The organism is Bacillus sp. CCB-MMP212, assembly GCF_022748145.1.
Classification (GTDB): domain Bacteria; phylum Bacillota; class Bacilli; order Bacillales; family Bacillaceae_G; genus Bacillus_A; species Bacillus_A cereus.
Window position 1 is genome coordinate 766,309 of sequence record NZ_JALDQE010000001.1, and the last position, 21,904, is coordinate 788,212.

Here is a 21,904-nt window from a genome sequence, read left to right on the forward strand (position 1 = left end):
TGTGGCACCCCTTCTATATTAACTATTTGCTACTTTTGTTAAAGCTTCAATTACACGATCCGCTTGGAATGGCTTTACAATAAAGTCTTTTGCCCCGCCCTTAATTGCATCTAATACCATACCTTGTTGTCCCATTGCAGAACAAATAACAACCTTTGCACTTGAATCAATTTTAATAATTTCTTTTAATGCTTCAAGCCCGTCCATTTCTGGCATAGTAATATCTAATGTTACAATATCAGGTTGAAGTTCTTTATACTTTTGAATTGCTTCTACCCCATTCTCTGCTTCGCCGATAACTTCAAATTCAGCATTACTTTTTAATAAATTTTTAATCATCGTTCGCATAAACATCGCATCGTCTACTACTAAAATTTTATGTGCCATTCTTTTTAATTCTCTCCTTCTATGTATAAATATATCTTAATATTTCACCTTATCATTCTCACTCATTATACAAAATAAAATGATAAAATTTAATATTTTTTTAAAAGAATTTTCGTATTTTTATTATTTTATTATTAAAATAATAATATACTACTCTTTTATATAAATAACAACGCGACGGTTTTTTTCCCAGTTTTGCGGTGAATCATTTGGTACAATTGGCTTTGTGTCTGCATATCCTACTGCAGCTAGCCTTTTATCATCCACATTATACACTTCAATTAAATGGTGAATCATATTTGCCGCTCGTGCTGAAGATAACTCCCAATTAGAAGGGAATTTCTCGTTATGAATAGGTCTACTATCTGTATGTCCCTCTACAACAATTGGGTTAGGTACGGATTGAAAAAATCCAACTAATTGACTTATTATCCCTTTCGCTTCGGGCTTAACGTTCGCATCGCCTGTATCAAATATTAAATTATCTACTATAACGACGCTTACCCCTGTATCCTCTCGATATACATTCACTTGACTAATACCGTTATTATCTACATACGCTTTCAACTTCTTATATAATTCATCCATTCTCTTTTTTGAAATCATTTTTTCATCATTTTTTTCATGTGAAATATCTGGTATTGTATTTTCCATTACTTTTGCATCTACTTGCCCCGTATCACTAAACTTTTCAAGCATCTTTGACAATTTTACTGCATCTTGCTTTGATGTAGCAACTAGTAATACGAAGAAAGTTAATAATAACATCGTTAAATCTGTAAAAGTCGTCATCCAACGAGGCGATCCCTTTTGCGATCCTTTACTCATCATACCACTCCTTGAAATATTAGGCTGCTCCTTTTACCTTTTTTACCTTTGTTTCGTATACGTATGTATCCAGTTTCAACTTTAATTTAGAAGGGATTTGTCCGCGATACAATTCTGAAATTGCTTCTATTACAAACTTCTTCTCTGTATATAAATCTTCAATACCACGGTATACTTTTTCCGACAGAGGGATTGCAATCATATTCGCAAGTACAGACCCATATAATGTCGTTAACATCGCAACTGCCATCCCTGTACCAATTTGCGATGTATCTTGTAAGTTTTGGAGCATAATGATAAGACCGATTAACGTACCAATCATTCCCCAAGCTGGAGCAAAATCACCAATTTTATCTAATAATGCCGCTCCTTTTCTTAACTCATACACTTCCGTTTCAATATCTTTCAATAACACTTCTTTTAATTCATCTTCATCGTAACCGCTTAACATTAATCGAATTCCTTTTTGAATAAAAGGATTGTCTACTTGCTCTCCATCAACCTCTAAAGAAAGCAAACCGTTCTTTTTAGACTTTTTTGAAAAATCAACAAACAAATCTGTTAACTGTTCTAAATCTTCTTCTCTTCTATGTAAAACAGTGAAAATACTTTTCGTATATTTTTTTATTTCTCCAAATCGATATGCCACAACAATTGTCGCTGTTGTTCCCCCTATGACAATTAAAATAGATGAAATATCTAAAAAGTTTTTGAAAGCTTTTATTCCACCGCCGCCAAGCATAATCGCCGCTATCACTATGATGAAACCTACTATAATGCCCACTGGGCTAGAAATATCAAACTTCCTTTTTCTTCTTTGTGGTCTAGCTAATACTTGATTTTTTTCTCCCATATTTCTGCCCTTTCCTTTCCATTTTCATATAACATTTTTTTATTTTAATAATACGTTTTCACATATAACATGTATTATACGCTTATCATCTGTTTATCGCAATATACTCATGAAATTGACACATTTCATTTCTATATTAGAATTATGGTATAAAAACATGAGGAGGCTCACGATGGAACACAACATTTTACAAGTCATTGCATTAGCAGAAAAACTAAAATATGAAATGCGACATAGCTGGCTTTCCAACGGGCGTCAAGAAAGTGTTGCCGAACATACATGGCGTATGTCTCTAATGGCCATTTTAGTTGAACCTTATTTGGATCAAAAAGTAAATATTGAGAAATTACTTAAAATGGTTATTATTCACGACCTAGTCGAAGCCGAAGCTGGTGATATCCCTGCATTTGATACGATGAATAGTCACGAATTACAGCTACAAAAACAAAAAAATGAACTAGAAGCTATTTTAAATATTAAACAAACGTTAACAGGTTCTCTCGGTGAGGAATTATATGACTTATGGATGGAGTTTGAAGCAAAAGATACGTACGAAGCAAAAGTTGCTAATGCACTCGATAAACTTGAGGTGAAAATCCAGCATAACGAAGCTGATATTGATACGTGGCTACCAATTGAACATAAAATGACATTCCAAGTAGCAAAGCATACAAACTTTGATTCTTTCCTATCTAAATTACAAAAAATTATTGAACAAGATGGAGAAAAGAAGTTAATTGCTGCCGGCATTGATGTTGAGGCATGCAAGCAATAATGAAATAAGACACTCAACAAGAGTGTCTTATTTCATTATTGTTGATATAGCCTGCTTATAAATAAGCTGTTGTTTTCCATCCACTAAAATTAAAACTGTAAATTTATCTACTCCAACAACTTCTCCTACTATTCTAACGCCACTCTTTAAGAAAATTGTAACTGTACCTTTTTCTTCTTTTATTTGTTTATACAATTCTTCCTGTAAATGTTCCAATTACTGTCCTCTCCTTTCTGTGAAACATCTTAATATAAAAAACTATAAATTTTTTATTTATGCACTTTGTCTTTTATATTCATAAACTTATTAATTAGTATATCTAAATCACGACTAAATAACAAAACTTTATCATGATCCAATCCGTGTCTCGCAACAAGTTGAATTAATTCTTTCTTTTTGTTTTCTATTTTATTTTGTAATTGTCCCATCTCCATCTCTATACTAAAACTCCCTTTTCCCATAATATTACTTGTAAAATTATAGTACATATTCTCTCATAAAAAAATAAAAAAATGGTTTTTTTTACAATTTTTTATTTTTCTATGCCTAAATTACGAATCATGTAAAGGTTTATTTACAAATCACTAACATACAATCCTAATGAATCTACAGGCATTTGTCTAATTATAAATAAGACTGGCTCGTTTTCTATACAAAAAACATACTGTATATAGTAGTCCATGAACCATATAGATTAACTTACTAAAAAGGAGGAAAACATATGAGTTATGGTGGAAGTTGCGCTGGTTTCGGCGGTGGATTTGCTTTGCTTATCGTACTATTCATCCTTCTAATCATCATCGGATGTAGCTGTTGGGGTGGCGGCGGATACGGATATTAATATATCCTATCCTTGACAAATGAACTAAAAACTATAGAAAAACAGCTCATATTTGAGCTGTTTTTTTCATACTTTCGTATGAATTTATATCCCTCTTATTTGCGATTTCAACTAGCAACATATTGTTTACTATGGAATAAGAAACATTTTTACTAAGGGGGATTACAATGATTAGAGGTCTTTACGAAGCACATTTACCTGTCCGCAACTTAAAAGTATCAATACCTTTTTATGAATCACTAGGGCTAAAATTATATAAACGAGGAGATAATATTGCTTTCTTTTGGATTAAAGAAAATGAGAGTTGGCTCGGCCTTTGGGAAGGCACAGAATACAAAGTGAATTATCACCCCTCTTTACGACATATCGCCTTTCAAGTAAGTTTACATGATTTAGAAAATGCGATTCATTGGCTAAATCAAAAAGGAATTTCAGCACGAAAAGACTTTGGAATGGAACCAATTGAACCGATTGTTTTTCCGGAATTAGCACATGCAGCCGTATACTTTAACGACCCTGATGGAAATAGTTTAGAATTGATTGCACAATTACCTGTTGGACTTCCTACAGCGGAAAAAGTGTATTTAAGTGAGTGGAAAGAACAAATTCAAACATCGTCATTACATAAGGAGTAATCTATTTATGTCGGTTTCTTATTCCACACTTCTTAAAACAAATAAAAACTTCAATAAACTATTTTATGGGCAAACATTAAGTGTACTTGGGGATTGGTTCCATACGGTAGCTTTATTAACATTTGTCTACAGCATAACGGAATCGCCGTTTATGATCGCACTTACTTTTATAAGTAAAAGTTTACCACAGCTTCTTCTTAGTCCATTCATAGGCGGAATTGTAGATCGTTTCTCTAAAAAGAATATTATGATTTTTACCGATATTACACGGGGAATTCTAGTCCTTACATACTTACTCGCAATCTATAAAATTGAGATTATTTTCATTTCTAATATATGTTTATCTGTACTTGCTTGTTTATTTGAACCGGCTAAACAAGCAACCCTAAAAAATATCGTACACCAAAATCATTTCGTAACTGCTAACTCTCTTTCTAGTACAATTAATGGTTTTATGTCTATTATGGGGGCTTCTTTGGGCGGAGTAATTGCACAATCTTTACATATTGAGTTCGCTTTTTTAGTAAATAGCCTATCATACTTTCTTTCAGCCTATTTTATTTATAATATGAGTATTCCTGCTCATGATACTTGTAACAAGAACAAAGCATTTTTCACTGATATAAAAGGTGGTTATACATACATATTACAAACAAAAATCATTTTAACATTAATTCTTGTCGGCATTTCATGGGGGATTATTGGAGGCGCTTATCAACTACTTCTAACGATCTATGCCGAAAAAATTTTCCATACGAACATTGGGATTTTATATACGGTTCAAGGGGCTGGGCTTATGATAGGAAGCCTTCTCGTTAATCTTTATATATCCCATAATAAAGAAAAAATGAAAAAAGTATTCGGTTGGGCCTACTTATTACAAGGAATTTTCTTTCTCGGATTCATTCTATCCGATCAACTTATTATCGGTATCATTACTTTATTCTGTATGCGTATAGCAGGAGGAATCATCGTTCCACTTGATACGACATTACTTCAAACTTACACACACGAAAATATGATAGGTAAAGTTTTTTCATTCCATTATTCTATTTACGGATCTCTTATTCAGTTATCGATGTTTTTTACAGGAGGGCTGTTAGAAATTTTTTCTCCTCAAATGATTGGCAGTTTATTAGCTATATGTTGTATTTTTGTAAGTTTTATATGGCTGTTCTTGTTTTATCGCGGGGATCTCAGTGAATAATTTAATGATAATCAATAAATTTTGATCCCATTCATTATTTGTTTCCCAATAATAAAATTGTTTAAAAATGGCAGTCTGATTTTTTAGTTAAAGAGCCTTATATGGCAACACTATTTGAGAAAAAACTAGATATTTATGTTAAAATACAAGTAAGTTTGTGAAATATTGCACTTAAATAATAGACTTTAACTAGTTAAACTTGATTAAATAGGAGGGCTGTTTTGGGTATCACATTCATTTTCATATGTATTATATTAGTGGCTTCTATTCTGCAAGCAAGTACAGGTTTTGGCTTCTCCATAATGGCAACCCCTTTCTTACTTATGTTATTTCTGCCACAAGAAGCTATACAAATAAACATTATTTTATCTTTAATTATTTCCATTTCACTCATTTGGAAAATAAGAATGGATGTTGATTTTATTCTACTGAAAAGGTTTATTTTTGGAAGTATAGTTGGTGTTCCTTTTGGCATTTTCATTTTCACTTCCATTAACATCAACACTTTTAAATTAGCAATTAGCATCCTGCTTTTACTATTAACGTTGATGCTAATATGCAACTTTAAGATTAAATCAACAAAATCTAGAGATTTCTTAGTGGGCGGATTATCCGGTCTTTTAACGACAAGTATCGGCATGCCAGGTCCTCCCCTATTACTTTATTTTACAGGAACTGATACTGAAAAAGAGAAGTTAAGAGCAACTACATTAGCTTTTTATCTGTTTATATATTTCATTAGCCTACTAACTCAAATACTCTTTACTGGCACAAACAAAACAATTTGGGAATCAAGTTTTTACGCTATTCCAATCGTATTTCTAGGTTTGTATATAGGGCAAATGATTTTCAAATGGCTTAATCAACGAATTTTCAAAATATTTACGTACATCCTTTTAAGTTGCACGGGTATGTATCTTCTTATTGAAAGTTTGCATTTATTATAAGTAAGTTTTTCAAAATACAAAATCATAAATAAAATACTAACCAAACGATAAAAAGCGGCTATTATGCCGCTTTTTATTTTCACATTAAATATTTTAAAACTAGAAGCCCAGCTATCGCTATTACAAACACATTGAAAAAAATCATCCAACTTTTTTCGAAATCTTTATATCTCTCTTCTTTCACTCCACATTGTTTTAGCTTTCCAATTAAAACTGTTAATTCTTGATTATACTCTTTACTTCCTAATTGTATATAATTGTTATTTATTTTAATTCCATATACATTTTTCATTTTTTTATGTTGCGAAACTGCTTGAATTGAGTTTACTAATACACTGTATTCATTTAACTTTTTAAAATAACAATCTAACGCTATAATTTGTAACCTTGTATTAGTTAAAACAATGTAATAATAAAATGTAGCACCTGTGGTTAATATATTAGGTATAACTTTAGAATTTACAAGACTTCCTTCTTCCACTAATATTTCACATTGTATTTCCTCTCCTTCTTGCAACTCTTTCCGAACTGATTCTTCCAACATTTGCACCGTTAATTTCTTCAATAACTCCCCGTTTTTCACATAATACTTATCTATATTGATAGACTCATTTGCTTCTTTCTCTAAACATGTAATTTCTTCCTCTGAATATTGGAGCTCATTTAACATCGATAATAATCTTTTATCCATATTACACACTCCCTTTCCACAGTTTTTGAAGTTTTTTCTTCCCACGAGAAATTCGATTGTATATATAATCTGCCGTTACTTTTAATTCTTTCGCAATATCGTCAATGGAATATCCATCAATATACCTCTTTAAAAAAATATATCGATCTTTCTTATTTAAATCTTGAACTATTTCCATAATCTCTTCTTCTTGTTCTATTTCGTACCTATCATGTACACCTGTATCTATTTCTACGTCTTTATCGATTTTATTCTCTTTATATACTTTCTTTTTATATTCCAATGCCTTCAATTTAGTAATACCAATCATCCAAGATTTTAAGTTTCCCTTTTCTGTATCAAATTGATCGATATTAAACCAAATGACAGTAAATACATCGTTATAACAATCATCCACATATTGTTTTTCAATAGGGGTACTTAATGATTTATGAATAATGTACAAAATTAATTTTCCATATTGATCAATCACTTCTTTCAAAGCATCTTGATCATGTTTTTTCATAGCTATAATTAAATCCTCTTCAGAATTGAAAATCATAAGCCTCTTCCTTCCTCAGTTCCCCTTTAGCAGCTGCCTTTACTTACTATTGGCATTTTTTCTCATTTTCTATCACTTTTGTAAAAATTTATTAACTTTTATTTCTATATATATGATAACAAACGAAATACCTAAGATCAGAAAGAATAGACAACTTTCTGATCTTAGGTATTTCTCCTTTCAAAAAAGGCAAACCCGCATCACAGGTTTGCCTCTTTACTCACTTCTTATTTAATCCTTTTTCACTTAAAAACTCTTTCATATGCATTCTTTTTTCTTTAGACATAAACGAACTCATTGATTCCGTCCATGTTACTTTTTTTTGATTTGATGATCTTTCTTTGTAATACGCGCTCATCGTTTCATCATATTCGTTTAATAATTCATCATATTTTTGTTCATCATATCCATTTTCATGAAGAACCGCTGCTACCGGTAAGCGTGGTTTAACTCCATGTTCTTCATCTGGTACACCGACTGTCATTCCGAATACAGGATATACTTTATCTGGTAAATGAAGCAATTCGCTCACTTCTCTCGGATTATTACGAATACCACCAATATAACAAATACCGTATCCTAATGACTCTGCTGCTAACGCTAAGTTTTGCGCAAAAAGTGAAGCATCTACCGTCGCAACGATAAAGTCTTCCACCCCTTCATGCTTTATTTCTGTACCATGTTTTTCACATGCCATTTCAAGTCGTTTTAAATCTGCACAACAAACAAAAAATGCTGCGCAGTCTTTCACATGGCGATTTCCGGATAGCTCTGCTAGTTTAGCCTTTAGGTCTTGATCTGTTACATATATAACAGAATACGCCTGTACAAAATGTGATGAAGCCGCATGCTGTGCAGCGTGCACCATTTTTTCTACTACATCTTTCGGAATTGATTCTTCTTTATATTTACGAACTGAAACGTGTTGCTCTATCTTATGTATTATCTCATTCATGAAAATCACTCCTTTTTCTCTTCATAATGAAAAATTAACACATCTTTTTCAATATTCACAACTTATAAGCACAAAAAGAGCAATTCTTTTTGAATTACTCTTTTTTTAAAACGTCTATGAATACGGTAAATAAAATTATATTAACGGTAATTTAAATGAAATTTTTTCTTGTCTTATTACGCCGTTTTCAAGACTTTAATACCTTTTACGATATTCCAAATGAAGTAGTAAATTCCTACAAGAATGAACACTGCATATGTGATAATCATTCCAATTCCAGCACCGTCAGATTGATTAAAACCTAAACCGTACATGCCTGATACTGCTAGTCCTCCAAATAAGATTGCGTATGGGAAAACATGTGACCAAAATGCTTTTTTCGCGTGATATTTCACTTCATCTTCTGCAACAAAGTACACGATAATTGGTAGTAAAAATGGTGCAAAAAAGATACTAAAGTAACATAACGAAGATAAAATATTATTTCCTTTCATCCGATTCACCTCTAAATAGTTTTTGTTACTTTCATTATGTCAGGAAATCATTCTAGAAACTATCGCTTTACCTTTCACTAACGTGACATATTTGTAAGATTTTCCTCAAATTAAATCCCGTCTGAAGTTTCAGACGGGATCACTTTCACTATATTCGATTCATAAACCAATACTGTGTAATGGCTAAATATTCTCGTACATTCGATGGAATGATGATTGGTTTCGGTGTTTTTGCCGGAAGACCTTCTAATTGTAAACCTTGTTTGGCAGCTATTTTTTTCGCTCTAAACATATGAAAATCGTTTGTTACGATCATACCTTTTTTCATATCGGCTGGAATTAACGGTTTTGAGAATGTAATATTCTCATCTGTACTCGTAGATTTGTCCTCCATTATAATACGGTCTTCTGTGATGTTTTGTTTTATTAGTCCTTGTTTCATTGCTAATGCTTCTGAAATGTCTTCACCTTTTCCTTGTCCTCCAGATACGATAGCGATTGTTTTCTCATGTGATTTTAAATATTCAGCTGCTTTATCAATACGATATTGCAATGAATAAGATGGTTTCGTTCCATTTACTTTCGATCCTAGTACAATTATGTACTCAGCATCGTCACTTGCATTCATATGTCCATGCTTATAAATGTGATATTGTAAAAACCCCGCATATACGGCGCAAATCATTATAACAACTAAAATGCACTTTATTATTTTCTTCTTTCTCATACTCATATACTCCTATTTTCTTTTACTTCCTTCATGATAATATCCATTTATTTGTTTGTATACAGACAAATTCCAATAAACCCTAAATTATCCTCTGAAAGGTAATATTTATATTACTTTCGGGAATAGTAAGTACAACTTTACACGAAGGAGTGTCTCTATTGCTTCTCTTTTTATGTAACGTGTCGTTCTTTTTCATCTTATTTTTACTATCGCTTAAGTTACTCGGTAAATCCGCGTTAGCACAACTAACTCCTCATGATTTTGGGGCTATAATCTTTTTATCTTATTTAGCTTTCCAGGCCATACCCGTCTCTGGTGCTTTACAAGCATTTCTCGGTATGGTTGTTATTACATGTTTACATTTACTCCTTACAAAATTAAGCCTATTCAACAAACTAAATCGTTTTATTCTCGGACACCCTATCATTTTAATTAAACATGGTGATATTATTTTTGAGAACTTACAAAAAAGTAGATATCCCATTGCCGAACTACTTTCTAATCTTCGCGTTGCAGGATATCCGAGTGTTCATGAAATTGAATACGCCATTTTAGAAGCGAACGGAGCTATTAGTATTTTACCAAAAAGAGAACTTGTACCATTAACTCCAAAAGATTTAAACATAGATGTTAAGTATGCTGGATTACCAATTGCACTTATCGTCGATTCACAAATTCAATACGATAACTTAAAGTTAATCCATAAAGATGAAAAATGGTTATATAAAGAATTAAAAGAAAAAGGAATTACAAATATTAAAAACGTTGCTTTCGCTTCTGTTCAAGAAACGGATGGATCTTTTGCGATTAGTTTAAAGGAATAAAAAAATCCCCTTAATTGCTTAAGGGGATTTTCTTCATCATATCGCTTCTTTCTCTCCTGCCATATTTAATGGAACAGGATGTTTCATACGATTCATCGTAAATACGATAATTGCTGTCATTACTTCAGCAACTGGCATAACGAGCCAAATTCCGTTTATCCCAAATAATTTCGGCATAATCCATAACAATGGAATGATAAATAGTAATCCTCGGCTCATTATAATAAGTACTGATTTCTTCGTTTGTCGCACTGATTGGAAGTACTCTCCATACACAATGTTATAGCCTAAAAATACGTATTGAATAAAGAATAAGCTAATACCCGTTAATGTTAACTCCAATAATTCTGGAGATTGAACATCAAATAAACCAATGATATATTTCCCGAAGAATAATCCGACAATTATCGCAACGCCTCCGAGGACAACTGCAATTTTCACAGCAAACTTCAATCCTTCACGAAGTCTCTCTGATAAATTTGCCCCGTAATGGAAACTAGCAATTGGTTGCAATGCTGCTCCAACACCGAAGAATAATAGTAATGTCATTGCATGAATACTATTCACCATCGCATAGGAAGCTACTCCTACTTCTCCTGCATATTGAACAAATGCGATATTAAAACCAATCGTTACGATTGCAACTGTGCTTTCTGCTGTAAAACTTGGGAAACCAATCACCATAATTTGTTTGACAGTATCCCATTCAAAATGGAATTTCGTCCATTTTAAAATGCTACTTTTTCTAAAGAAATGAGTTAATAATACAAGGAAACCAATCGCTGCTGAAAGAATAGTCGCTGAAGCAGCACCTGTTACGCCCCATCCAAAGATAAAAATAAAGATATAGTCAAACAGTATATTTAATACAGCTGTTACAACAAGACCAGCCATTGCTAAATTAGGATTTCCATCATTTCGTATAAATGTACTTAAAATATTTTCTAAAACGTATATCATTCCAAATGTTAGTAATACGTGTAAATAGTCTAACGCATATGGTAAAATCACTTCATTTGCACCAAATAAGTACGCTAAATCTTCTATTCTCCATAAACAAATAGCCGCTAAAACACCTACGATAACAACTGCTACCGTCATGGATTGAGTAAAAATAGACCTTGCTCTTTCTCGTTTATTTTCACCTAATGCAATGGAATATAACGTTGCCCCGCCCATCCCGATCCATAATGAAATAGAGAAGAAAATCGAAAACGCTGGAATAGCCACGTTTACTCCTGCTAAACCGTTCGCCCCAACTCCTCTACTAATCATAATCGCGTCAATTACAATATTCACTGACATTAATACCATTCCTAGAACGGCTGGTATTAAATAAGAAATAAATAAACTTTTAACTGGTTTTTCTCTTAATTTTTCTGTTGCTTCCATACTATTATGCTCCTTTTTCAACGCTCTGTTCACAGTTTAAACCTTCAAGTAACTTGAAGGTCAAGAGAGAATTAAAAAAATAGGAAATTTAATTATCGGAATTGATGCAGGTTTGTAATTAATAGAAGTCCTACACTCTATTTTTTCATTACTGGAATTTGAATTTCTGTTACTTGCTCCTCTGGATTTTCTGTTACAGACCAATCAATTAATCCAATCTCAATCGAATCTCCACTTATTTCGTATCCTTCTTGATCAATGTATTCCATTAATTTCTTATATGTTTCACCTGTTTCTTCATATGATCCATGATGATAAGCGCACGCAAACATACCAGCTTTAATTGAATCTGAACTATATACTTGATAGGGCATATAATCCAAAAGAATAAATACGCTGCTATATGCTTGAAACTCCTTTTGCATGAATGCTTTTTTGGAAATTGTCACACCTATATCTCCTGAAAATAGACTATCATCCATTTGCTTCATATTTTTTTGAAGCGAATGGATATAATAATCAAACATATCATCTGTCGTATTCGGCGCCACTGCAATCGCTGTTATTTTTCTTTTTGGTATTTTTTTAATAAGTATTCGATCGGTTTCCGCTTTCGTCGCCTTCTTTATTAAATGAATTCTATGTTCCATTTTTGCTAAAGCATATTCAATTTCTCTTTGTTTCTTCAGCATCATTTCTTGTTGTTTTTCCAGTAAATTGAGTGCGTATGTTGGATTTCTTTCATCAATATATTTCTTAATTTCCTTTAACGGAATATTTAACTGGCGTAAAAATTTAATCGTATCTAACAGTGAAAATTGATCGATTGTATAATAACGATAATTCGTTTGAGGATCAACAATGGACGGATGAAAAATTCCTTTTTCATCATAATACCTCAATGTAGATTCTGCAATATTATGCATTTTTGCCATTTCTCCAATTGTAAAGCGTTTATTTAATAACATGTTTCCTTCTCCAATTCATTAAAAATATTGCCTTATTTCTTCTTATTATATAGCCATTCCCTTCATACCTAAATCAAATTCCATCATGAAAATCTGCTATTTTTTCATTGATTTTTAATAAATTTTATTATATATTAATTACAGGTTCAAATTACGAGTTCAAAAGAACTTGTAATCAGACCCTTTTGTTTAATGGGTTTTACATATTTTCATTAGGCAAATTCCGAGAAATCGTATGATAAAATTAAAAATGACGAGGAGAGGATCAGATGGAATTCGAATTTTTCTTTCAAATTGCACTTATTTTATTAAGTACAAAGCTTGCTGGTGATCTTAGTGTTAGATTAGGTCAACCTTCTGTACTAGGTAAATTAATTGTCGGTATCGTTATCGGTCCAGCTGTATTAGGTTGGATTGAAAATTCAGAGCTTCTAACTCAATTAAGTAATGTCGGAGTTATTCTTTTAATGTTTATGGCTGGACTTGAAACAGACTTAGAAGAATTAAACGCAAATCGTAATTCTTCTTTAGCAGTTGCACTCGGAGGTATCATTCTTCCATTCGTAGGTGGTTACGTTTCCGGTCTTGTGATGGGAATGGAACAAGGAAACGCTGTATTCTTAGGATTACTTCTATGTGCGACAAGTGTTAGTATTTCCGTACAAACACTTCGTGATTTAGGTAAAATGAAAACACGTGAAAGTACGACGATGCTTGGAGCCGCTGTATTTGATGACATTCTTGTTGTTATTTTATTAGCATTTGCAATGAGCTTCTTAGGTACTGATGATGTTAACTTAACAATGGTTATCTTGAAGAAAGTAGTATTCTTCGCTTCTATTATTTTAATCGGATGGAAAGGTGTTCCTGCGATTATGCGCTGGTTATCACCACTGCGCGTATCTGAGTCTATCGTGAGCGCGGCTCTTATCATCTGTTTCTCATTCGCATATTTCGGCGAATTATTAGGAATTGCTGGTATCATCGGTGCTTTCGCTGCTGGTATTGCAATTTCTCAAACAAACTACAAACATGAAGTAGAAAAGAAAGTAGAACCAATTGCTTACGCTATGTTCGTTCCCGTATTCTTCGTTAGTATCGGTATGAATATTACATTTGACGGTATCGGCAATCAAATTTGGTTCATCTTAGCATTAACTGTTATCGCTGTATTAACGAAATTAATCGGCTGTGGATTCGGTGCTCGAATGACTGGATTTGACGCTAAGTCTTCTGCAATTATCGGTGCTGGAATGGTTTCTCGTGGTGAAGTTGCACTTATCATCGCAGGAACAGGACTTTCTTCAGGTCTATTGGCACAAGATTACTTTACAGCAATCGTTATTGTCGTTATTTTAACTACAATGATTACACCACCAATGTTAAAATACACTTTTGGTGCAAAAGATAAAGCAATGAAAGCAAGTAAATAAATTTACTATAATAAAAGGAGATTGCTATTTTATAAGATAGCAATCTCCTTTTTGTTTTATCTTTAAACAATCCCGTTCTTTTTTAACCATTTTTCAAAAATAATTCGTGCTTCATCATCATCAATATCATTCCCAAATGAATACACCATAATGCCATAATCATCTATATATTTACCTAGCTTCATTCCCTCCACTTTCTTATAAAAATCGTCTGCCTCATAGTGCGGAATATAAGCATCCCAAACTGGTTCATTTATTCTTTTGTACGCCGTCACTTCTAAATCATATCCGTCTTCATAATATCCGATGTGATAATGTTTGTTAGGATCATATTTCTCCATTAAAAGTCCCCTCCTACTAAACAAGAGCGAGCCTTATATTACAGCTCGCTCTTCTCTCTATTTATTAAATACGCTCCATCGCTGTCTTCAACGTTCCAACAACGAAAGCAATCTCTTCACTTGAAATAACAAGAGGCGGCGCTAATGTTAAAACGTTATTATATCCTGCTGTTGTCATACCGTTTCGTCCTATAATTAAGCCCTTTTCTTTACAAGCATTTACAACACTTGCTATTTTATCATTATCAATTGGCTCTTTCGTCTCTTTATCATTTACTAATTCAATCCCAACTAATAGACCTTTTCCTCTAATATTCCCAACAAGTGGATGTTCCCCAATTTCATCTTTTAGTTGCTCTAATAAAAGGGAACCCATTTGTGCAGATCGCTCAATTAAATTTTCATTTTGCATAATCTCTAAATTTTTAAGTGCTAATGCACAAGCTGCTGGATTCCCACCAAATGTATTAATATGGCGGAAAAATTCATATTCTCCTTTACCTTTAAAAGCCTCATATATTTCTTTTTTCACAGCTGTTGCAGATAATGGTAAATATGCGCTCGTAATACCTTTTGCCATTGTAATAATATCTGGCTTCACATCATAATTCATAAATCCGAATGCTTTTCCTGTACGTCCAAAACCGCAAATCACTTCATCACTAATAAGCAAGGCACCGTGTTTTTGACACGTCTCATGAACAGCTTTCATATAGTCTTGTGGTGGCATTAATATGCCCCCGCCTGTAATAATAGGTTCCATAATAAACGCAGCAATTGTTTCACTTAATTCCCACGTCATAACACGATCGACTTCTTTCACACATTCTACATCATAAATATGCTGCCCTTCAATTTCAGGCATACGGTAACAATCCGGTGGTGTTACATGTAAAAAACCTGAAGCAAACGGCTCATATTGATATCTACGCTGCGCTTGTCCCGTCGCTGCCATTGTCGCCATTGTATTCCCGTGATACCCACGGTAACGTGACATAAATTTATAACGATGTGATTCACCTTTTTGAGCATAGTATTGTCTTGCTATTTTAAAAGCTGTTTCGTTCGCTTCTGAACCACTATTTGAGAAGAAAATAACATACTCTCCCCCAAGCCACTCATTTAACTTTTCAGCAAGCTTTATAGCTGGCTCATGGGATTGTGACATTGGAAAGTATGATAATGTTTGTAATTGCTTATAAGCCGCTTCTGCGAGCTCTTTTCTTCCATATCCACTATTCACACACCAAAGACCACTCATACCATCTAAATATCTTTTTCCTTGTATATCTTCAACCCAGCACCCTTCAGCTTTTGCCCCTACCATTGTACTATTTGGACTAAAGGGACGCATTCCGTGCCAAACATATTGCTCATCTTTTGCTAATAATTCATCAGTTTGCTTCGTTTTCATCATTACTTCCACCTTCCATAACAACTTATTTTTCACAAAAGCTGCGCTGGTGCCATGATGACTTAAATTTCTCCCTGCTATTTTCATTCCACAAAATTAAGACAAATCCTACTTACAAATCAGTAATATTTACAAGAAAATGACAAAAGAAAAAAGAGCTTTTCTTATCTATCGAAAAGCTCCTCTTTTATTTAATGTGAAGACGCATCGCTAATGCCATGACCAGTATTAGATTTCACGAGAATTTCATCAAATTTCGCTGCATCTTCTTTCTTACTAGATAAAACCGTTCCTAAATATGCTGCAAGAAATCCGAGTGGAATTGAAATAATTCCTGGTGTCGTATATGGGAATAACGCTTCCCCAACAAAAATAGCTTTTCCAGCTACAGGGTTCCAAACATTCGGACTCAACGCTACGAGAACAATTGCTGATACGAGACCTACAATCATACCCGAAATAGCACCCGTTGTATTAAAACGCTTCCAATATATTGTAAATAAAATTACTGGTAGATTTGCACTCGCTGCAACTGCAAATGCTAATGATACTAAAAATGCTACGTTTAATGTTTGGGCAAATAATGCAAGTATGATAGATAGTATCGCTACTCCAATAGATGCATAACGAGCCATGGATACTTGCTCTTTTTCCGTTGATTTTCCTTTACGAATGATTTCATTATAAAAATCATGAGCGAATGCTGATGCTGCTGTTAATACAAGACCTGCCACTACAGCCAAAATCGTTGCAAAAGCAATTGCTGATACGAAAGCAAATAAGAAGTCTCCACCTAACGCTTTGGCTAATAAAGGTGCCGCCATATTACCAGCTGGGTTCGCTTTAATAATCGCTTCATTTCCTACAAACGCTGCCGCACCAAATCCTAAGAAAATCGTCATAATATAAAATGCACCAATTAACCACGTCGCATATACGACAGATTGACGCGCAGTTTTTGCATCACGTACTGTAAAAAAGCGGACAAGTATATGTGGTAATCCAGCTGTACCAAGTACTAGTCCTAAATTTAAAGAAAGTGTATCAAGACCATCCTTATACTTTACACCTGGATTTAAAAATGAATCTTTTAAAGGTGTAGCTGTTTTCATTTGAGCGAACATTTCAGTCACGCTGAAGTTGAATTTTGCGAAAACGATAACAGAAATAATAAACGTACCAGCCATAAGCAATACAGCCTTTACGATTTGTACCCAGCTCGTTGCTGTCATACCTCCAAAAATAACATACACCGTCATAAGTGTTCCAACGATTAATACAGATGTCGTATATTCAATCCCTAATAATAATTTAATAAGTGCACCCGCGCCAACTAATTGTGCAATCATATAAAAGATAGAAATCGTCATCGTATTAAGAGCTGCAACTCCGCGAACTTTTTTCGCATCAAAGCGTGCTGCAATCATATCCGCCAAAGTGTACTTTCCTAAATTTCTAAGCGGTTCTGCAACAAGATACAGTACAACTAAATAAGCAACTAAAAAACCGATACTATAAAAGAATCCATCAAACCCAGTTAATGCGATTGCTCCGGCTATACCAAGAAATGAAGCAGCAGACATGTAATCTCCAGCGATGGCCAAACCATTTTGCCAACCAGTTAATCCCCCTCCAGCCGTATAAAATTCACTCGCATTTTTCGTTTTTTTCGATGCAAAATATGTTATGACGAGCGTACCAAGAACGATAATTAAAAATAGTGCAAACGCAGTAGTATTCAAGTTCAGCCCCTCCCTTTTTGCATATCTTGCAGAATTTTTTGGGAGATTTCATCAAATGACTCTGCTTTTTTGCTATAAATCATACATAGTGCCCATGTCATAAGAAATTGGGAAAAAGCAAATACCCACGCCCATGTAATGTCACCAAATGCAGGTGTATTAAGCACCTTTGAATACGACGTTAAAATAGGTAATGCGATAAAAAAACTAAAAAAGAAAATACTCATTGGAATGATAAACTTCTTTTTCGTATTTAATAACAATTGAAATTCTTCCGACTGAACGACCTCTGTATAATTTACCTCATTTTGCAACTTACGTGCTGACGTATCGTCTCGTTTCATTAACCGATCCCCTCTCTTACTTGAAATACACTTCCCCCTTACATACCTAAAGACTAAATTTTATAAATATTCAGAAACTTATATTCATTTTAGACAATCCATGCATTCATGCAAAGATTTTTTGATAGACATTTTTCGGCAATTTCCCCTAAATTTTTAATATACTTTTTCAAAATAAAGTGACACCTTACTTATTTATCCTCATTAAGACAAAAGCAGTGCTTAACGCACTACTTTTGTCTTTTTTTCCTTTTCTAAATTACGAGCCGTTTCGCTTAGCTCAACATCTTTTCCGTCTTTAAGTGTTCCAAATATAAAATCGAATACTGGATTTGAAACACCAAACCAAAACTTTTCGTTTTTATAATGGTGTAATATATGTTGTTTTTTTAACCATCTTCCAAACTTAGTGACGGGACGAATCGGTCTATGGGCAATATAATGTTTCCATTCGTAAACGAGCAGCATAATAATCATTCCGATTCCAAATGAAAGTGTAATAGTAACACTTTTTGTAATACCATATGCTACAAGTAAATATATAGTAAAACTAGGTATACTAAACCATACTGGTAAAAACAAAAGTTTTAAATCATCTGGATATACGTGGTGATCATAATGCAATCTTCTTAACATTTTTAATAGAAATGTGTTTTTAGGTGGCTTTATATGGAATAAAAAACGATGTGTCATATATTCATTAAGTGTATAGAAAACAATCCCAAACATACATGCTAACATGCCAACCCAAGAGAAAAATTGCATTTTTAAAATAATAATGAAAATAAATAGAATGCTATACATAATAACGATATCATGTTGTAAAAAGAACTCTTTCCCCACTTTCTTCATCTTGTTTCCCCCTTTTCCCAAAAAACAGCCGCAACATATCGTTACGACTATTTCTTTTCTATTCTTATTCTATTCACTTTACAAATTTGCCTGCTGTTCTATTGTCGAGAAAAAATTATTTGGTCCAAATATATTTTGCTTCGGAATAATATGTTCCACTGCAAACACTGTTACTTCTCCTCTTTGCACTTCTCCAATAATGAGACCAAATATTTCATGATTTACTGCAAACGTCGGTTGCTTTGTTTGTAGCAATCTTGCAGCATTATGAAATACCGCTTCATATAGTGGATTTCTATCAGTAATTTCTTTTCGGATTTTTGGCGCTAACGTAATGATAATTTCTTTTCCGTCAATAGTGGTTCGATACATAAAAATCTCCCCTTCAATCTTATGTGAACAACTGTAAAGCTTTGTATGCAAAATGTATAGAGTAACCTACTAAAATAATACCTGCTCCAGCTGTTATGTAGCCAAGTGCTTTTGGTTTTAATAAAGTTCTTCCAAAATGTACAGAAAAAGCAATATTTAAATTCCATAAAATAATGCCAGCAATAATGCAAAGACTGTACAAAAAAGCTTCTTGTTTCGTTACCTTCGTAAGTAATGAGCTAAGTGTACTTCCGTATATACCAAACCAAAAAACAAGATTTAATGGATTGGATATCGCAATTAAAAATCCTGCCATAAACGATTGCTTAAGGCCACCTACCTCTTCTTTTTTATATTCCATATTCGAGTGGAAAATTCCTTGTTTTACACTTTGAAATCCTAAATAAAATAACAAGAAAAAACCCGTGCAATACATGAAGGCTTGTACATATGTATACATAAACACAGAAGATAAACCGAAATAAATAAGTAACATAAATAAAACATCTGCAGTCATTCCACCAATTCCAACAACCCAAGCATGCCAAAACCCACGTTCAATTCCTCGTTTTAACATTTCAATATTAATCGGCCCTACTGGTGCAGCTAATGAAATACCTAATACGATTTGCTGTATAATTGCTCCAAACATCGCTCTATCCTTTCTACTCTCTTTATTACTAGTTAATGATATAATTTGAAAAAATAGACTAGCTTTCGTAATAAAATACCCTTTTTTATCCAAAATATACAAAAGAGCCATCTAGGTGATGGCTCTTACTTTTTTATCTTATGAAGAAAAGGGCATTTCCCTTTTATTGGTTCTACATCGTCTCCTATGAAATATTGTTTCCATTCACGATGCTCTGGGTCACCATAATGACTAATGTTAGGATGTTTCGGCAATTGATCCCACTTTTCAACTCGCTCACGGACCATTTGTCTTGAATATGCTCCTTTAGGACGATCTCCCTCTAATCCATCAAAAATAGTGCGTGGCTGAAATCCAATAACGAGAGCATTCCCTAAATGTCTAGTTTTTCGTTGTTTATAAGCTGGCGCATTTCCAAATGCAAATATTGGTTCACCACCAAATGAAAATTCCCATAAATAATGGTCTGGATCTTCAGGAATTTGCTTTGGCCATGCTTGCTCATCGTTTTCATGCAAATACTGTAGCACTTTCCAAAAAGAATCGCGGTAATATTCGAGTGATTGTTCTTCACATTCCGGTTCTACAAAAAGAAAAAAGCCCCTTCTTACAATCGGCCTCTCTTTCATTAACTCTAAAAAAGATAACATTGTATGCGGCAAATGACTCCAATCATTATGAGAAAGAAATGAATAACGAAGTTCATTCTTTTTCAAAGCTGTTAAACCGAAATAACATGGAAAAGTTGGTTCTAACACGACACTTGAAAAAATCTCAAATTCTTTTGCAACCCAATCCGGTATGTCGGTTCTCGTTCTTATTCCTTCATTATCTAATAAATAAGACTTATTCATTCTTTCACCTCATTATGTATAGCATTCAATTAAGAATATTACATACTCGGCCTGTCCTATACCTATTTAAAAATTCGACTGAAAAATTATTTAAAAATACAAAAAATAAAATCGCTTACTTGACTAAATTCTCCCAATTCGTGTATATTTAAATTAATCATTTAGCAGAATATTCAAGAATATAGCATTTTTAGTTTATATTATTTTTTAAATGAATTTCACTAAATGAAAAATAGTAAACGCTTTTAGGAGGAATTATAACATGCAAGGAAAAGTAAAATGGTTTAACAACGAAAAAGGTTTTGGATTTATCGAAATGGAAGGCGCTGACGATGTATTCGTACATTTCTCTGCTATTCAAGGAGACGGCTACAAAGCTTTAGAAGAAGGTCAAGAAGTATCTTTCGACATTACTGAAGGTAACCGCGGACCTCAAGCTGCTAACGTAGTAAAACTTTAATCCAACATATAACAGGAGGTTACCTTACTTGGTAACCTCCTTTATTATTCCTTTGTATATTTCCGTTTTACAGAGCAAAAACTATGTGAAATGCGCAATATACAAAGGAGGCAGTATCAATGGGATCAGAAGTAAATGATTTTGAAGAAGTAAAATTCCGTGTAGAAACAGCACAAAAAATGGTAGGATCAGCAACAATTTCAATGGATCCAGACACATTAGAGCATGCTACTACTGCAGTAGAAGCAGCTCGCTCACAGCTTGAAATTATGAAATCTGTTGCAGTAGATTTAGATGAACCCTTTTTAATGAACGAGGAAAAGAAACTAAGCAAATGCGAGCAGCAATTAAACGAAGCAAAGCACTAAAAAA

General features: G+C 33.4%; 29 protein-coding genes. 9 read left to right on the forward strand and 20 right to left on the reverse strand.

The genetic code is table 11. The annotated features are described in order from the left end of the window. Positions 1-18: 18 nt before the first annotated feature. The 3 genes from MRP26_RS03835 to MRP26_RS03845 all read right to left on the reverse strand — a co-directional run bounded on the left by MRP26_RS03835 (position 19) and on the right by MRP26_RS03845 (position 2,068). A complete protein-coding gene (locus tag MRP26_RS03835) occupies positions 19-387 on the reverse strand; it encodes a response regulator (protein ID WP_000940568.1) in 369 nt (122 codons plus the stop codon). Positions 388-537: 150 nt separating this feature from the next. Beyond that, positions 538-1,215 carry an OmpA family protein gene (locus tag MRP26_RS03840; RefSeq protein ID WP_023521597.1) on the reverse strand — a complete coding sequence of 226 codons (678 nt, stop codon included), beginning with the start codon at positions 1,213-1,215 and terminating at the stop codon, positions 538-540. A 19-nt stretch (positions 1,216-1,234) separates the two neighbouring features. Then, positions 1,235-2,068, reverse strand: a complete 834-nt coding sequence (locus MRP26_RS03845) for a flagellar motor protein MotP (RefSeq protein WP_000504186.1) — start codon at positions 2,066-2,068, stop codon at positions 1,235-1,237. 172 nt (positions 2,069-2,240) lie between these two features. On the opposite strand from MRP26_RS03845, the gene MRP26_RS03850 reads away from it, so the two are divergent. Then, positions 2,241-2,843 (forward strand): HD domain-containing protein, encoded by a 603-nt coding sequence (locus tag MRP26_RS03850; RefSeq protein WP_090975988.1) that lies wholly within the window; start codon positions 2,241-2,243, stop codon positions 2,841-2,843. A 27-nt stretch (positions 2,844-2,870) separates the two neighbouring features. On the opposite strand, the gene hfq is transcribed toward MRP26_RS03850, so the two are convergent. Both hfq and MRP26_RS03860 read right to left on the reverse strand, forming a co-directional pair. Beyond that, positions 2,871-3,059, reverse strand: a complete 189-nt coding sequence (gene hfq / locus MRP26_RS03855; protein ID WP_000400665.1) for an RNA chaperone Hfq — start codon at positions 3,057-3,059, stop codon at positions 2,871-2,873. A 53-nt stretch (positions 3,060-3,112) separates the two neighbouring features. Then, a complete protein-coding gene (locus MRP26_RS03860) occupies positions 3,113-3,331 on the reverse strand; it encodes an aspartyl-phosphate phosphatase Spo0E family protein (protein ID WP_000291691.1) in 219 nt (72 codons plus the stop codon). A gap of 233 nt (positions 3,332-3,564) precedes the next feature. On the opposite strand from MRP26_RS03860, the gene MRP26_RS03865 reads away from it, so the two are divergent. The 4 genes from MRP26_RS03865 (at position 3,565) to MRP26_RS03880 (ending at position 6,473) form a co-directional block, all read left to right on the forward strand. Further along, positions 3,565-3,684 (forward strand): YjcZ family sporulation protein, encoded by a 120-nt coding sequence (locus tag MRP26_RS03865; protein WP_000120179.1) that lies wholly within the window; start codon positions 3,565-3,567, stop codon positions 3,682-3,684. A gap of 167 nt (positions 3,685-3,851) precedes the next feature. Continuing rightward, positions 3,852-4,319, forward strand: a complete 468-nt coding sequence (locus tag MRP26_RS03870; RefSeq protein ID WP_033696135.1) for a VOC family protein — start codon at positions 3,852-3,854, stop codon at positions 4,317-4,319. Between the two features lie 7 nt (positions 4,320-4,326). Beyond that, on the forward strand, positions 4,327-5,526 hold the full coding sequence (locus MRP26_RS03875) for an MFS transporter (RefSeq protein ID WP_242805990.1): 1,200 nt from the start codon (positions 4,327-4,329) through the stop codon (positions 5,524-5,526). 221 nt (positions 5,527-5,747) lie between these two features. Next, positions 5,748-6,473 carry a sulfite exporter TauE/SafE family protein gene (locus MRP26_RS03880; protein WP_242805991.1) on the forward strand — a complete coding sequence of 242 codons (726 nt, stop codon included), beginning with the start codon at positions 5,748-5,750 and terminating at the stop codon, positions 6,471-6,473. Positions 6,474-6,552: 79 nt separating this feature from the next. On the opposite strand, the gene MRP26_RS03885 is transcribed toward MRP26_RS03880, so the two are convergent. The 5 genes from MRP26_RS03885 to MRP26_RS03905 all read right to left on the reverse strand — a co-directional run bounded on the left by MRP26_RS03885 (position 6,553) and on the right by MRP26_RS03905 (position 9,881). Beyond that, positions 6,553-7,164, reverse strand: coding sequence for a flagellar motor switch protein FliG (locus MRP26_RS03885; protein WP_098831217.1), 612 nt, complete (start codon positions 7,162-7,164; stop codon positions 6,553-6,555). A 1-nt stretch (position 7,165) separates the two neighbouring features. Next, a complete protein-coding gene (locus tag MRP26_RS03890) occupies positions 7,166-7,705 on the reverse strand; it encodes a sigma-70 family RNA polymerase sigma factor (RefSeq protein WP_016082199.1) in 540 nt (179 codons plus the stop codon). Between the two features lie 220 nt (positions 7,706-7,925). Further along, the gene (nfsA, locus tag MRP26_RS03895; RefSeq protein ID WP_242805992.1) at positions 7,926-8,660 is read right to left on the reverse strand and encodes an oxygen-insensitive NADPH nitroreductase; all 735 of its coding nucleotides are present in this window, start codon (positions 8,658-8,660) and stop codon (positions 7,926-7,928) included. Positions 8,661-8,836: 176 nt separating this feature from the next. Next, the gene (locus tag MRP26_RS03900) at positions 8,837-9,154 is read right to left on the reverse strand and encodes a magnetosome magnetite crystal formation protein family (RefSeq protein ID WP_000678056.1); all 318 of its coding nucleotides are present in this window, start codon (positions 9,152-9,154) and stop codon (positions 8,837-8,839) included. Between the two features lie 148 nt (positions 9,155-9,302). Continuing rightward, entirely contained in the window at positions 9,303-9,881 is a 579-nt protein-coding gene (locus MRP26_RS03905; protein ID WP_053564854.1) for a YdcF family protein, read from the reverse strand. Positions 9,882-10,042: 161 nt separating this feature from the next. Here MRP26_RS03905 and MRP26_RS03910 point away from each other — a divergent pair, with 161 nt between their 5' ends. Next, positions 10,043-10,708 carry a DUF421 domain-containing protein gene (locus MRP26_RS03910; protein WP_000923922.1) on the forward strand — a complete coding sequence of 222 codons (666 nt, stop codon included), beginning with the start codon at positions 10,043-10,045 and terminating at the stop codon, positions 10,706-10,708. A gap of 36 nt (positions 10,709-10,744) precedes the next feature. Here the strand turns inward: MRP26_RS03910 and MRP26_RS03915 are convergent, their stop codons facing one another. Then, a complete protein-coding gene (locus MRP26_RS03915; protein ID WP_053564855.1) occupies positions 10,745-12,100 on the reverse strand; it encodes an MATE family efflux transporter in 1,356 nt (451 codons plus the stop codon). A gap of 137 nt (positions 12,101-12,237) precedes the next feature. Next, positions 12,238-13,068: a MerR family transcriptional regulator gene (locus tag MRP26_RS03920; protein ID WP_053564856.1), complete on the reverse strand. Its 831-nt coding sequence runs from the start codon at positions 13,066-13,068 to the stop codon at positions 12,238-12,240. 269 nt (positions 13,069-13,337) lie between these two features. Between MRP26_RS03920 and MRP26_RS03925 the strand changes: the two genes are divergently transcribed. Further along, positions 13,338-14,501 (forward strand): cation:proton antiporter, encoded by a 1,164-nt coding sequence (locus MRP26_RS03925; RefSeq protein ID WP_000393901.1) that lies wholly within the window; start codon positions 13,338-13,340, stop codon positions 14,499-14,501. Positions 14,502-14,563: 62 nt separating this feature from the next. Here MRP26_RS03925 and MRP26_RS03930 read toward each other — a convergent pair whose 3' ends face one another. From MRP26_RS03930 to MRP26_RS03965, 8 genes are all read right to left on the reverse strand, one after another. Further along, positions 14,564-14,842: a DUF3986 family protein gene (locus MRP26_RS03930; RefSeq protein ID WP_000417068.1), complete on the reverse strand. Its 279-nt coding sequence runs from the start codon at positions 14,840-14,842 to the stop codon at positions 14,564-14,566. 64 nt (positions 14,843-14,906) lie between these two features. Beyond that, the gene (locus MRP26_RS03935; RefSeq protein ID WP_197242227.1) at positions 14,907-16,256 is read right to left on the reverse strand and encodes an aspartate aminotransferase family protein; all 1,350 of its coding nucleotides are present in this window, start codon (positions 16,254-16,256) and stop codon (positions 14,907-14,909) included. Positions 16,257-16,447: 191 nt separating this feature from the next. Further along, positions 16,448-17,998 (reverse strand): solute symporter family protein, encoded by a 1,551-nt coding sequence (locus MRP26_RS03940; protein ID WP_001098239.1) that lies wholly within the window; start codon positions 17,996-17,998, stop codon positions 16,448-16,450. Positions 17,999-18,000: 2 nt separating this feature from the next. Next, positions 18,001-18,342, reverse strand: a complete 342-nt coding sequence (locus MRP26_RS03945) for a DUF485 domain-containing protein (protein ID WP_098678423.1) — start codon at positions 18,340-18,342, stop codon at positions 18,001-18,003. 222 nt (positions 18,343-18,564) lie between these two features. Continuing rightward, a complete protein-coding gene (locus MRP26_RS03950) occupies positions 18,565-19,194 on the reverse strand; it encodes a sterol desaturase family protein (RefSeq protein WP_242805993.1) in 630 nt (209 codons plus the stop codon). Between the two features lie 78 nt (positions 19,195-19,272). Further along, a complete protein-coding gene (locus MRP26_RS03955) occupies positions 19,273-19,566 on the reverse strand; it encodes a hypothetical protein (RefSeq protein WP_000286361.1) in 294 nt (97 codons plus the stop codon). 19 nt (positions 19,567-19,585) lie between these two features. Then, on the reverse strand, positions 19,586-20,329 hold the full coding sequence (locus MRP26_RS03960; protein ID WP_016513073.1) for a LysE family transporter: 744 nt from the start codon (positions 20,327-20,329) through the stop codon (positions 19,586-19,588). A gap of 14 nt (positions 20,330-20,343) precedes the next feature. Next, positions 20,344-21,072 carry a YqcI/YcgG family protein gene (locus MRP26_RS03965; RefSeq protein WP_016513074.1) on the reverse strand — a complete coding sequence of 243 codons (729 nt, stop codon included), beginning with the start codon at positions 21,070-21,072 and terminating at the stop codon, positions 20,344-20,346. A 262-nt stretch (positions 21,073-21,334) separates the two neighbouring features. Here MRP26_RS03965 and cspB point away from each other — a divergent pair, with 262 nt between their 5' ends. Together cspB and MRP26_RS03975 are read left to right on the forward strand one after the other, a co-directional pair. Further along, on the forward strand, positions 21,335-21,532 hold the full coding sequence (gene cspB, locus MRP26_RS03970) for a cold shock-like protein CspB (RefSeq protein WP_001161731.1): 198 nt from the start codon (positions 21,335-21,337) through the stop codon (positions 21,530-21,532). Positions 21,533-21,651: 119 nt separating this feature from the next. Beyond that, positions 21,652-21,900, forward strand: a complete 249-nt coding sequence (locus MRP26_RS03975; protein ID WP_000534400.1) for a DUF2564 family protein — start codon at positions 21,652-21,654, stop codon at positions 21,898-21,900. The last annotated feature ends 4 nt before the right edge of the window (positions 21,901-21,904 follow it).